We start from the raw sequence: 13,205 nt of genomic DNA on the forward strand, positions 1-13,205 counted from the left end.
CCATGGTCAGCCGGCCGATTTCACCTCGATGTCACACCATTTACCGGGGTGATGTTCGGTGTGCGCACAGCGTGCCAAGCCGGCTGCCGAAACGTCCATGAGTTGAACATTTATTCATGCCGCTGCCCGCCCCGATTACCTCTCGCGCGGAGCCGTCCGCCGCGTCCAACCAGCGTGCCGCAGCCTTGGCCGTCGGCGCGGGCGGCGGCGTGGTCAGGTGGTGTCGACGGCGAGTGCGAACGGCAGCACCGCGGGCGCGCCGGCCCTGCGCAGCAGGCGGGCGGCCACCGTCATCGTCCAGCCGGTGACGATCCGGTCGTCGACGAGCAGGATCGGGCCATCGATCGAGCTGAGCGCGCCCTGCAGGTCCGGCGGGACGGCGAACGCCTCCCACAGGCCGGCGAGCCGATGGGCGCTGTTGTGGACCTGGCCCGCGTGCGGGCCGCCGCCGACCCGGTCGAGCTGGCCCAGCAGCGGCAGCCGGCCGATCGCGGCGATGCGTTCGGCGAGGCTGGCCACCAGCCGGGGCCGGGCGCGCGAGGCGATCGCGACCACCGCGGCCGGCCGACGTGCCCAGTCCCAGTGGGCGAGCGTGCCCACGACCGCCTCCACCAGGTCCGCCGGCAACGGGCCGTCGCCCCCGCTGCCGAGCCCGGGTCCCCCGGCGGGGCCCCGGTCGGGGCCGGTCGCCGGGTCGGCGGCGAACATCGGCCGCAGGCGGTTGCCCCAGCCGATGTCGCCGAGCCGCGCCACCACGCGTCCGGGCTCGGCGCCGGCCGTCGGCGGGATGCGGCCGGACAGGCTGATGCCCAGCCGGGTCATGCCGGTCGGCCACATCCGGCGCGGCTCGATGACGACCCCCGGGCGCATCAGCTCCTCACGGGCCCGCGTGCTGGCCGCCGTCGACACGGCTGACGGCCACGTGCGACCGGTGCACCGGTCGCACCGCCCGCAGGGAGCGGCGTGGGGATCGTCGAGCTGGCGGCGCAGGAACTCCATCCGGCAACCGGGGGTGGCGATGTAGTCGAGCATCGCCTGCTGCTCGGCGGCCCGCGCGGCGGCGACCCGCCGGTAGCGGGGCTCGTCGTAGAGCCATGGCGCTCCGGTCGCGGTCCAGCCGCCCTTGACCCGGCGGACCGCGCCGTCGGTGTCGAGGACCTTCAGCATCTGGTCGAGCCGGCTGGGGCCGAGGTCGACGGCGGCCAGCAGCGCCTGGGTGGACATCGGCCGGTCGGCGTCGGCGAGCACCCCGAGGACCGCGCGGACCACGTGCTCGGGTGGAAAGGAGGTGTCGGTGAAGTAGCGCCAGATGGCGCGGTCCTCCGCCGCGGGCAGGAGGACGACCTCGGCGGTCTCGACGGCCCGGCCGGCCCGGCCGATCTGCTGGTAGTAGGAGATCGGCGACGACGGCGCCCCGACGTGCGCGACGAAGCCCAGATCCGGCTTGTCGAAGCCCATCCCGAGCGCGCTGGTGGCGACGAGCGCCTTCACCCGGTTCGCGAGCAGGTCCTCCTCGGCGGCGATGCGTTCGGCGGCCTCGGTGCCCCCGTGGTAGCAGGCGACCGGGTACCCCTCGCCGCGCAGGAAGGCGGTCAGCTCCTCCGCCGCCGCCTTGGTCAGCGTGTAGACGATCCCGGAGCCGGGCAGCTCACCCAGCCGTTCGGCGAGCCAACCGAAGCGATGCTCGGCCCGGGGCAGGTCGACGACGGCGAGCCGCAGGCTCTCGCGGTCGAGCGACCCGCGCAGTACCAGCGTGCCCGGCGTCGCCCCTGACTCTGACCCCGCCCCGGCGCCGGCACCCGCACCCGCCCCGGCGCCGGCACCGGCACCGGCACCGGCACCAAGCTGCTCGCTGACGTCCTCGACCACCCGCTGGTTGGCGGTCGCGGTGGTGGCTAGGACCGGGACCTGCGGACGCAGCCCGGCGATCAGGGTCCGCAGGCGGCGGTAGTCGGGGCGGAAGTCGTGCCCCCAGTCGGAGATGCAGTGCGCTTCGTCGACCACGAGCAGGCCGGTGGTCGCGGCGAGCTCGGNCAGGTAGTCGTCGCGGAAGGTCGGGTTGTTCAGCCGTTCCGGCCCGACGAGCAGCACATCGAGGTCGCCGGCGCGCAACGCCGCGTAGACCTCGTCCCACTCGGTGACATTGCCAGAGTGGATCTCACCCGCACGGATCCCCAGCCGGGAGGCGGCCGCCGCCTGGTTACGGATGAGCGCGAGCAGCGGCGAGACGATCACCGTCGGCCCGGTACGCCGACCCAGGTCCGCCGGACCGAGTCCGGCCTCGCCGCGCAGCAGGGCGGTGGCGAGGAAGTACACCGCCGACTTGCCCCAACCGGTGCGCTGCACCAGCAGCACCCGACGCCGGTGGGTGACCAACGCGTCGATCGCCTGCCACTGGTCCTCCCGCAGCACCGCGGCCGGCCCGGCCAACGCGCGCAGCAGCTCCTCCGCCCGCGTCCGCAGCGCCCCGCCGCCAGCCGCCAGCGCGGCCGCCGCCGCGGGTACGACGGCCACGCCGGCCGGCTGTGAGCTGGTCCCCGCCACGGACCCGTCGGCCCCCGGATGCGCTGAGGTCGTCTCGTCTGCTGCCATGCCCAGGTGTCTACCCGATGCCACCGACAAAGCCGGAACGGCCCAGGTCAGGCACTGAGCCATGGGCCGTGGGCCGTGGGCCGTGGGCCAGCGAAGGTCGGCATGATCTCGCCGAAAGTCATCCCCGGCCGATACCGAAGTACCTACGTCATAGAAGAATCCGAGCCGATCAGCTGCTTGGACGGGGCGACGTCTTCGGCGACGCTCGAACGACCGGCGCGTACCGCGCGGATACCAAGCCACCCGACCGCACTGCCCACCGCGAGGGAGACGACGGTCAGAACCAGGTGGACGGTGAAGAATCNGGTCGGGCCGTCATCCCAGGAACGATCATCCTTCCAGATGTTCCGCAGGAAATTCGGCCAGATCGCCCACGTCCAGACGCCAACCGCGATCAAGAACCAGGACGCGCGCTTCGACAGAGTCACCCCACCAGCCTCGCACCCACAGCCCCCCGTGGCCGCTCTGTGGGCGCGCGATTTCAGCCACGTTGATCGACATAGAGTGAGATAGCGGCCGGAGTCGCGACGGGCTCGTTGCTCGAGCTGTCTTGCATCGGTCCACCCGACCGACTGGCTGCGGATCGCGGACCTGGTCAACCAGGACCGCAACCTGCCCTGGGCACCGTGGATGCATCAGTGATCGCCTGCGCGGAACGACTCGGCGTCGATGAGGTCGCCACCGTCGACCGCCGACACTTCACCGTTGTCAAAGCCAGTCGGACGCTCACACTCCTGTCCTAGTCGATCACCGATCGGGGCGGCGTGGCTTCCGGAATGTGACGTGCACACGCGTCCAGCGAGACGCTCCTTCGCGAGTAACCCACCGTTCGACCCTCGCAGCGGTTGTCGTCGTTCTCGCNGNCTCATCAAGCGTTTGCGAGACGCCAAATTTCGGTCATTTCGCTCCGGAGGTACGCCCAGCGTCCCGGTGCACTGCCGATTTCTCTTTCCGGTCCACCACGTTCTTCTCGGGCGAGCCCGTCGGACCAGCGCGCCGCCCCGCATCGCGGTCGATGTGCGGCCGGTATAGTTCACCTCCGGCGAGTATCGCCGTAAAGCAGTGATGATGTGCGTGCCGGGGGCTGCATGACGTCGCGAGGGTTTTCTACGCAGCGTTACCGCTGCCTTCTGCTCACCGCGATCCTTCCGCTGGTGGTGGCCGCATGTTCGGGGTCGTCGTCCGGTCCCGCGGGAGCGCCGGCGGCATCCACTCCCATCGCACTGTCAGGGTCGTCGGAACCGGCGGACCATTCCCCGCCTGCGGACACCGTCGCGCCGCGTCCGGAGCACCCCACACCGGCCGATGCCTCGCCCTCGGCCGGCTCCGCCTGGTCGCCGCTCGCCGCGTCTCCCTCGCCGGCCGACTCCCCCTCCCGGTCCCCCCACGTTCCTCGGCAGGACGTCGGCTTACCGGGTCACGGCAGCCCGCGGCCGGCCAGCTCGGCGCATCACGGTGCGCCGACGCCTGGCCCGACCCGACCGGCGTCCCCCGACGCAGTGCAGGCGCGTCCGGCAGCGGGTGGGCCTTCGCCGACCGCGACACCGATGCCCTCGGCCGCCCGTGCCCCCTCCCAGACGGCCGCTGACCAGCCCGCAGGGCCGGCGGCTGCCGGTGACCAGGCAGAACCGGCACGTAGCCGAGCCGAGCCCGCCACGCCGTCCCCCGCTGGCTCCAGCGTCCTCAACGCCCACGATCTTCCGCCCGCAGGAGTGGATCTCAGCCTTGGCGCAGCCATCGGCGGCGATCTTCCCACCTGCCGGGAAATCGCCCAGGAATACAGCGGGCCGGCCCCGGTCATCCTCGTCAACGGGGTGGACCNCACCGGCGCGGACCTGGGCCTCCTGCGGAAATACCAGGTCTGCCCGGTCGGATTCGATCCAGGCACGCGCCTGGCCGTCGCGGTGACCGCGGCCTCCGGCGAGGTCGTACGTAGCACCGAAATCTGCATGGTCTGTGACTCCCCGGCAGATGCCGAGCTGCTGGACGCGCTGTACTGGACGCCCTTTCTCGGCACCCCGGCCGGCCGGTACACCGTCACGGCGACCGACGGCCGCCAGGTCTGGCGGACCGCGTTCACCCTGCTCCCAGGAGCCACCAGCCCGCTGATGGTCATCCGTGACTACGACAACGATCTGCATCCCGGCGACGAGGCCGTGGTGGAACTCGCCGGTTTCCGGNCGGGGGACCAGGTGGCGATCGACTTCTTCTTCGCCGGCGAGTCACAGGCGAAGGGCGAGTATCGGACGAGCGTCGTCCTACGGGCGGACGACCAGGGAAACGCGCGGTACCGGCTGGTCACCGACGAGGATGATCCCCGGGGCGGATGGAACCTGCTGGCCCGACCGGCAGGGGGATTCCCCTCGAAGCCGCCGCTCGCCGACATCATGGTGCCTTTCCACCTTGGCTGACCGGTCACGGGGACGGACGTGGGGCTGACCCCGGCTGAAGACCCTCGACGGAACATGAGGATGGGGCCGACACAGCGCCGGCCCGTCGAGNCTGGCGACACGAAGGACGTGGACGTCTTCGTGTCTCATGTGTCCGACGACGCCCCGTGGGCCACCTGGGTCGCGGCCGTCCTGGAGCAACGGGGCCTGTCAGCGCGAGTGCTCGCCTGGGACCTGCCTCCCGGCGTCAACTATGTGCTGTGGACGGACGCCCAGATGGCGGCCGCCCGGCTCACCATGGTGATCTCCTCCGCGGCCTACTTCGACACTCCGTGGAGTTCGCAGGTGTGGACGGGGGCACTCGTGTCCCGATCGGTGATCCCGCTGCGGGTGGAGGCCTGTCCGCTGCCCGGCATGCTGGCGACGATCGCCCACGTCGACCTGTTCGACGCGGACGAGACCGAGGCACGACGCCGTGTTCTCGTCGCCGCCGGCGTCGAGACGGTCGCGCGAGTCGCGACGCGCGGCTTTCCCACGGATCGGTCTACCGTCGGGATCGAGCCCACGACATTCCCGGGCGCCCCGCCGCCGTCCGAGGTCGGGTCGTCTGCTACCGAGGTCGGATCGTCGGCTGCCGAGGTCGGATCGCCGACCGCCGAAGTCGGATCGCCGACCGCCGAGGTCGGGGCATCGCCGACCGATACTCCGCCGGTATCGGCGGACGCGCCCCCCAGTCGTTCGTCCGGCGCTGACGCCGCCCGGTTACGACGGCGGCTGCCGCGGGCCGGCCTTGCCCTGCTGACTACGCGGGCGCTCATGGTGACCGTCGGCGTCGCGATAGTCGTCGCAGGCGCCGTCGCGGGCCTGCTCATGATCAGGGGCAACTCCGACGGGGTGCCATCCGCCCGGATGGTCAGCGATCTCCGGGTCGCCGTCACCGCGTTCGACGAGGTCGACGATGCCGGCCAGCGCCATCCGTCGGCATCGACGACCGACGCGGCCACGCTGGTCGCGGACCAGATGGTGCGCAGCCTCCAACCCGTCCAGCAGTCACTCGCCGTCCAGGTCTGGGGACCGTCGAAGATCGGACGGGCGCCCTCCGGCCGCGGCGACCAGGCCGGTTGGGCGGATCAGATAGTCCACAGGAGCAACGCGAACATCGTGGTGCGGGGCGTCCTGCGGCCGGCCGGCGCCGATCGCGTCGTGTTCACCCCGGAGTTCTTCATCGACCGGAGCCTCGTCCCCGGAGCCGAGGAACTGGCCGGCTACTACCAGTTCGGCACGCCCGTTGCGGCTCCCGCCGGGCTGGCCGACAATCCGGTCTTCCAGCGCGAAATACGCACAGTTCTTGCCGCCCGTGCCGGCGCGCTGGCCTGGTTCGTCCTCGGTGTCGGGCACTACGCGCTGGGCCACTATGACGAGNCCGCCGCCGATCTGCGGAAAGCCGCGGGCATGCCCGGCTGGCAGGACGCCGACGGCAAGGAGATCCTCTATCTGTTTCTGGGCAACGCCGCCGACAAGAAGGGTCGGTACGACGAGGCGATCGGCTGGTTCGGCAAGGCGACCGGCATCAATCCGCGATTCGGCCGCGCCCACACCGGCGCCGCCGAGGCCCGCTTTCACCTGTCCCGCGGACAGTGCACGACCGACACGGTGAAAGTCACCGATCTGCGCCAGTCAATCGACGTCTACCTCCTGGCGGCCGGCGAGGTGGCCCCTCCATATGAAAGGCTCACGAGAAGCAAGATCGACCTTGGCCTCGGGCGGGTCTATGCGTGCCTGAGTCAGGCGGCCGTGAGCGCGGACTGGGACGCGGCCCGGCGCCATTTCCGCCTCGCCATCGATGAGGGGACGGGGGATCCCGCCGGCCGGACCGTGCAGTCGGAGGCGTGGGTGGGCCTCGCGCTCGTCGAGCTTCCGCCGCGGGGGGTCGCCGATCCGGCGGCCTACCGGCGGGCCGTCGACGCCTACCGCAACGCCGTCGCCCTCGCGGACGGCTCGACGCGCAGCGCCCAACTGCTGTCCCTGCTCGGCCACGTCCAGTACATCAGCGGTGACCGCGCGGGTGCGCAGAAGTCGTTCGACCAGGCCGCGCAGCTGGATCCGACNAATCGTGCCCGTTACCTGGCCGAGTTCGCGAACCTGTCGAGCCCAGCCCCGTCAGCGCCGGCGCCGCAGGCCTGACGCCGCAGGCCTGACGCCGCGTGCGCCCGCCTGGCGAGCGGCTCGCCGACGGGCCCGGCCGGAGGGATTGGTGTTCGAGCGGGCTCAGGTGCGTAGCTGCTGGCGGGGGCCGGCGAAGGTGCGGATGACCTCGCCCAGCGTGGTGTCGGGCGGGTAGGCCGCGGGCTGGACCGCCGCGGCGGAGTCGTCGCCCGCCGGGCCGAACCGGATGGCCCACAGCATCGTCTCCGCGACCGGCAGAAGGGCGACCACGGCGTCGTTGTCGTCCTCCATCTGGGCGGTAAGCCAGCTGATCCGATCGGACTGGAGGGCGCAGACGAAGGTGACCTCGCCCGCGCCGCTCACGGGGCCTGAGCGCAGCTGCGCCCGCTGGCTCGCGACGCCGAGGGCGGCACCGAGCCGCTCGGCGACCCGCTCGCGCTCGTAGAGCTGGGTGTCCTGCGCCAGCCGGACGATGACGCCGTGCAGCTCACGCTCGCAGTGGACCTGGGGCTCGATCGCCGCGTCCTCGCCGAAGTACCAGGCGAGGACCTCGGGCAGCACGGCCCGCAGGTCCGCCGCGGCCNGCTGCACCATGGCGAGCCCCGGGTACTGCGGGGACCAGGCCGACCACGAGGGGCCGTCCTGACGCACGATGAGTGTGACGGGCCTACCCACGATGGATCATCTCCAGCGAACTCCTCCGCCGTCCCGCCGCTTTGATNAGTATCCGCGCTNGCGGGGGCGCCTGGGAGCCGTTTGCGCTAAAGGTCGTGCCGATTACGCCCAACACGGCTCTTTCCCCGCGCAACAATCACGCCGACGGACGCGCCGACCGCGGGACGTGGGGACATCGACCGGCGCCGGTCGTGNCCACGGCATCCCAGGCGAGACGAGACCCGATACCCGAGACACCGCCACGACAGAGGAGTCGAATACCGTGACGGACGGTAGCCATGGTCGTCATATCCGGCCGGACGAGGGGCCGCTGCTGCGCCGGCTGCGGCTGGCCGCGCTCGCCGACTCCCCCGCCGCCTTCTGGCAGACCCTCGAGGCGGCGCGGACCCAGCCGGCGGCCGAATGGGCGCGGCGTGCCGGCGCCGGGGCCGACTCCCCCGCAGAGCTGGTGGCGGTCGTGGAACAGGCCGGGGAGGCGGTCGGCATGGTCCAGGGATTCACCCCGACCGACNGGCCCTGGTTACGCGAGCTGGGCGCCATGTGGGTCGCGCCCCCGGCCCGGCGCACCGGCGCCGCAGACGTCCTGCTGGCGACCGCGGTGACCTGGGCCACCCGCGCCGGCGCCGAGGCGGTGAAGCTGTGGGTCGCGCCCACCAACTCACCGGCGCGACGGCTGTACCTTCGTCACGGCTTCGTCGTCCTCGGCGGTGCGCGGCCGATCACGGACGATCCGGCGGTCAAGACGTTCGTCCCGATGCTGCGCTCGCTGCACCCTCCGCGCGCCGGGCGGCGGCGATGACGTCGTGGACGAAGGAGAGCTTCGCCTGGACCGCGGGCGTCAGGACGAACGGATAGAGGTCGTCGCGCCCCATGCTGCGGTTGATCGCGTTGAGGGCGTAGGTCAGCGGCAGCCATTGAGCGACGATCTCGGCGAGCTCCCCCGAGCTCCGGTCGAGCCCGTCCACACCGAGCGGCGGCAGGTCGGCGGGCTCGGCGGCGAGGCTGCGTGGCGCGACCCCGAACGCGTCGAGGTCCGGGCCGGCCACCCGCAGACCGAACTCGGCGGCGGTTCGCAGCGTGTCGCGGATGTGCAGGTAGTGGGCGAAGGTTTCGGCCCAGTCCTCCCACGGGTGCATCGTGGCGTAGGCGCTGACATGGGTGTCGCGCCAGTTCGGCGGGGGACCGTCGGCGTAGTGCCGGTCGAGGGCGGCGGAGTAGTCGAGGCCAGCGTCGCCGAACAGCTCTCGGAACCGCGCGGCACGCTCGGGATCGGCGTCGACCAGCGAGGACCAGTAGTAGTGGCCGGTCTCGTGCCGGAAGTGCCCGAGCAGCGTGCGGTAGGGCTCCCCGAGCTGGGTGCGGACCGTCTCGCGGTGGGCGTCGTCGGATTCGGCCAGGTCCAGGGTGATGACGCCGTCGCTGTGCCCGGTCATCACCTTCTGCCTGGTGCTGCTCAGCAGGTCGAACGCGAGCCCGGTCGCCGGGTCGTCGAGGTGGGAGACGACGGGCAGGCCGAGTTCGAGCAGTTGGGCCACGAGCCGGCGCTTGGCCGCCTCCGCCCGTTCGAACTGCTCCTTGCCCACCGGATCGGTGTCCGCCGGCCGCGTCCGCGTGAGCCGGCAGCAGACGCACAGCCCACCGGCCGGCACGGGGATCAGCCAGTTGCAGCCGGCCAGCCGGGCGTTGGCGCAGCGTCGGTAGCGGCGCCGGCGCGACGCCGGAACGGCCTCGAGAAGATCCCGGGCGATCGGATCCGTCCCGGCGCCGGCGTCCGGCGCCGCGCCCGGCTGCGAGACCGCGCCCGGCTGGTGGACCGCCGGCCCCTCCGTCGCCGGCCCGTCGTCGAGCCCCGCCCCCACCTCCGCGACCGGCGGCAGCTCGAAGAACTCCGTCGCGGGTTCGAGGACATCGGCAGGGTCCGCGGTGCCCGGCGTCGGCGGCGAGTCGGGTACCAGGGTGAGGACCCGGCCACGCTCCGGCTCGAAGCCGAGCGGCGCCCCGCACCGCAGGCAGGCGGTGTTCTCGAAGAAGACGAGCTGCCCGCACCGAGCGCATCCGTTGACCTTCACCGTGTTCCCCTCATCTCACGGCGCCGATCCGCGGACGGCAACGGGACGAAACCCCAGATCCGCGGTGTACCGGCGCCAATCGGCCACGGNATANCCCGCCCCACCCCGAACGACCCCATCATGCGCAATCCCACTGCGAGTGACTGCGCGGCGACCCGAAGAGGATGAGGCGCCCCGGGGACCCTACCGACCACGCGCCACAGGTGACGCCTTCGCGACGGACGTCACGGATACCCCGGTAGGTCCGGTCACGGATGGGGCAGTTATCCTTGACACGCCCCCGAAGAATCCTCCACGGAGGACCAACGCGAGGAGGTGGCCGCTGTGAGTCCTGGCGGGTGCTCCAGTAACGGCCGCTTCCTGCTAGTGGACGCCAGCCGGCGTTGAGCTCCGGCCGGAGCGCGATGCGCCTCCGGCCCGCGTCCACGAACCCGGGGTTGACGACTCCCGGGGCACTGCTCGGAAGTCGGTCGAGGGTCGGCCCCGGTCCCCACGCGGGGTGCCGCATGGTCGACCGCTGCTTCTCCGGCCCGGGGTGACGTTCACCTGTCCCGCCGCGGCCTGACCGGCGCATCCGCGCGCCGGTGCCGACCTCTGGATCCGTGTCGCCCTCGGTCGGCGGATCTGATCGGGCAGTGCACGAGCAGGTGCGGTCGATTGATGTCGTGTCGACCTGAGGCCGCCGTGGCAACGGCGCGTGCGGCCTGCTCGAGGAGCGCGCGCACGTCGGCGGTGGCCGCCTGCGCGCGGGTGGGGAGCTTCCATGACCATCTCAGCAACGCGAACGACGGACCGTCGAGGTCTGGGCACCGATCGTCTCGATCTGCCGGTCTCCGGCCGGGGCGCGCTCCTTCCCCGGGTGGACCGGGAGACGGTCAGCCGCGTCGCGGAGACCATCGCCCGCTTCCTGGGCACCGGGCGCTATCTCGCGATCCAGACAGCCATCGTCATCGTCTGGATCGCCCTGAACATCGCGGTGCCGCTGATGCGCTGGGATCCCTACCCGTTCATTCTGCTGAACCTGGCCTTCTCCACCCAGGCCGCCTACGCTGCGCCGCTCATCCTGCTCGCCCAGAACCGTCAGGACGACCGCGACCGGGCTTCGCTCACCGAGGACCGGGCCGTCGCCGGCCGCATGCGTGAGGACACGGAGTTCCTGACCCGCGAGGTCGCAGCCCTGCGGCTCGCGCAGAGCGAGGCGGCGACGCGCCAGTACGTACGGGGGGAACTGGCCGGTCAGCTCGAGGCGCTGCGCGGAGACCTCGAAAGCCTGCTCCGGGAGGCCGTCGAGCTCCCCCGTCAGCCCCAGCCCGCCCGGCGATCCGGCGAACCCGCCCAGCCCGGCGCGTTCGTCCGCCCGGGTCCGTCGACCCACCCCGGTCCGTCGACCCACCCCGGTACCTCGGCCCACCCCGGTACCTCGGCCCGTTCCGGCGCGGACGACCGGAAGCCAGCCGGTTCGGCCGCCGCACCCTCCGCGGTCCGCGACGGCGGTGTGGGTTCCGCCGAGGATGCCGACGGGCCCGGCCTCCCCCGCCCCAGGGCGCCGAAGCGTCCCAAGGGCGCCAAGCGTGCCCGTATCGCCAAGATCGCGTCGGCGAACATGCCTGTCGACACCCCGACGGGCAGCGGCTCCCCGACCGAGGGAGCGCCGGCCGAGCAGTCGCCGGCCGAGGGATCGCCGGCGGACATGACGAGCCGCGACGGCGCCGACGAGCTCTCCCCGCCACCCTCCGGAGTCAGCCCGGCCGGCGGAGTCAGCCCGGCCGGGCACGCCGGTGGTATCTCCCGGACCGATGAGACCGATGAGACCAAGGCGGTCGAGGCGGTCGACGCCGGTCCCGAGCCGGCGCCGGCGCACCTCGTCGCGACTGCGATCGACGGTTCCCGACCCACCGCCGCGGGGATCCCGGGCGCGCCGGTGGCGACCGAACCTGGTGAGGCCGACCCGTCGGCGACCGACGCGGCCAGGGCAGACACGGGCGCCAGTGGCTCCGCCACCCATCGGGCGGGCCGGGCGGCACCGAGCCGCGGACATCATCGATCCCCGTTGCACGCCGGATCGGCCCGCCGATCGACGGAACACCCGAAATCAGCCGATTCGCCCACAGTGAACGCCACTTCGCGACACGTCTCGTGACCGCCCGCGCGAGAGCGGCCCAAGCCAGTAGCGTTCTGTAGGTGCGTGCCGGCCGGTCGTGTCGCTCCCGTCCAACCTTCCCAGCCGGTTCGCCCTTGCCAGCCGGTTCACCTTTGCCAGCCGGTTCAACACCGTCAGCCCCTCCCACTCTGCCGGCCCGTCCCACTCTGCCGGCCCGTCGCGCCCTGGTCCTCACCCTCACAGCCGTGGGCCTGCTGTTTGCCCCAGCGGTGTGGCTCGCCCCCGCCCTGGCCGCCGCCGCCGCGACGCCGGCGGCTCCCGGGGCGGGAGGCCAGGCCATCGGCGGTGCTCAGGCCGGCACCGGAGGCACCACGGGAGCGGGCGGCCAGGCGGGCGTCGACGCCCCGACGGCCCTGGCGGCTCCAGCGGCTCCAGACACACCCGCGCCGGCGCCCGCGGGCTCCCCCGCCCCGCCCGCACCGGCGGGGCTGACCGCGCAGGCCTGGCTGGTCGCGGACGCCGGCAGCGGCGCCGTCCTTGCCGCCTCCCGCCCGCACGCGCCGGATCTGCCGGCCAGCACCATGAAGATCCTCACCGCGCTGACCGTGCTCCCCGGCCTGCCGCCGGACCGGGTCATCACCGTCGACGAGAACGCCCCCCGCGTGGACGGCACCAAGGTCGGTCTGGTGCCCGGCGTCGGGTACACCGTCCGGGACCTGGCGACGGCGATGATGATCTCCAGTGGCAACGACGCGACGGTGGCCCTCGTCGAGGCCGCCGGCGGCACCGCGGCGGTCCTGGCCCGGATGAACGCGCTGGCCAGGTCACTGGGCACGCGCGANACGGTGGCCGGCGATCCGACCGGGCTGGACAGTCCGGGGCAGGTGACCAGCGTCTATGACCTCGCCGTGCTCGGCCGCGCCGCCCTCAACGACCCGAGCGTGCGGGGATACCTCACCATCCCGCGGGCGTCCCTCGCCGGGCGCGGCGACCAGCGCTTCGAGATCCAGAACCACAACGCGCTGCTGCGCACCTACGATGGCGCCGTCGGGGTGAAGAACGGGTACACGGTGGCGGCCGGTGCGACGTTCGTCGGGGCCGCCACCCGTGGCGGCCGGACGCTCATCGTCGCGTTGCTGCGCGCGGCCCCCGCCTACGGCACCGACGCACGCGCCCTGCTCGACTGGGGATTCGCGCACGCCGATCAGGTGA

General features: G+C 72.6%; 5 protein-coding genes and 4 pseudogenes. 6 read left to right on the top strand and 3 right to left on the bottom strand.

Going from position 1 to position 13,205, the window contains the following annotated elements:
• Window positions 1–213: 213 nt before the first annotated feature.
• Window positions 214–2,033 (bottom strand): helicase-related protein (locus UK94_RS10935; protein ID WP_235487422.1); only part of this gene is annotated, 1,820 nt, incomplete at its 5' end.
• A 1-nt stretch (window position 2,034) separates the two neighbouring features.
• Window positions 2,035–2,592 (bottom strand): annotated as a pseudogene (locus UK94_RS47600) (DEAD/DEAH box helicase); the annotation flags it as partial.
• Between the two features lie 2,531 nt (window positions 2,593–5,123).
• Between UK94_RS47600 and UK94_RS47605 the strand changes: the two are divergent.
• From UK94_RS47605 to UK94_RS47615, 3 genes and pseudogenes are all read left to right on the top strand, one after another.
• On the top strand, window positions 5,124–6,404 hold a 1,281-nt coding region (locus UK94_RS47605; protein ID WP_235487424.1), incomplete at its 3' end, for a toll/interleukin-1 receptor domain-containing protein.
• Between the two features lie 1,681 nt (window positions 6,405–8,085).
• Window positions 8,086–8,334: pseudogene (locus tag UK94_RS47610) on the top strand (GNAT family N-acetyltransferase); the annotation flags it as partial.
• Window position 8,335: 1 nt separating this feature from the next.
• Window positions 8,336–8,622: pseudogene (locus tag UK94_RS47615) on the top strand (GNAT family N-acetyltransferase); the annotation flags it as partial.
• Here UK94_RS47615 and UK94_RS10965 read toward each other — a convergent pair.
• The gene (locus UK94_RS10965; protein WP_055749721.1) at window positions 8,561–9,892 is read right to left on the bottom strand and encodes a putative zinc-binding metallopeptidase; all 1,332 of its coding nucleotides are present in this window, start codon (window positions 9,890–9,892) and stop codon (window positions 8,561–8,563) included. The pseudogene UK94_RS47615 and the gene UK94_RS10965 overlap by 62 nt on opposite strands.
• Window positions 9,893–10,655: 763 nt before the next feature.
• Here UK94_RS10965 and UK94_RS10970 point away from each other — a divergent pair.
• The 3 genes and pseudogenes from UK94_RS10970 to UK94_RS47625 form a co-directional block, all read left to right on the top strand.
• Window positions 10,656–12,032: a DUF1003 domain-containing protein gene (locus UK94_RS10970; protein ID WP_055749722.1), complete on the top strand. Its 1,377-nt coding sequence runs from the start codon at window positions 10,656–10,658 to the stop codon at window positions 12,030–12,032.
• 206 nt (window positions 12,033–12,238) lie between these two features.
• Window positions 12,239–12,834: serine hydrolase (locus UK94_RS47620; protein ID WP_235487426.1), on the top strand; the 596-nt coding region annotated here is incomplete at its 3' end.
• A 1-nt stretch (window position 12,835) separates the two neighbouring features.
• A pseudogene (locus UK94_RS47625) lies at window positions 12,836–13,078 on the top strand (D-alanyl-D-alanine carboxypeptidase); the annotation flags it as partial.
• Between the last annotated feature and the right edge of the window lie 127 nt (window positions 13,079–13,205).

Origin of the sequence: Frankia sp. AvcI1, from assembly GCF_001420875.1 — a bacterium.
Classification (GTDB): Bacteria; Actinomycetota; Actinomycetes; order Frankiales; family Frankiaceae; genus Frankia; species Frankia alni.

Excerpts from the sequence above, each read along its gene's own strand:
- UK94_RS10970 (WP_055749722.1), top strand. The coding sequence starts at position 10,656 with ATGACCATCTCAGCAACGCGAACGACGGACCGTCGAGGTCTGGGCACC.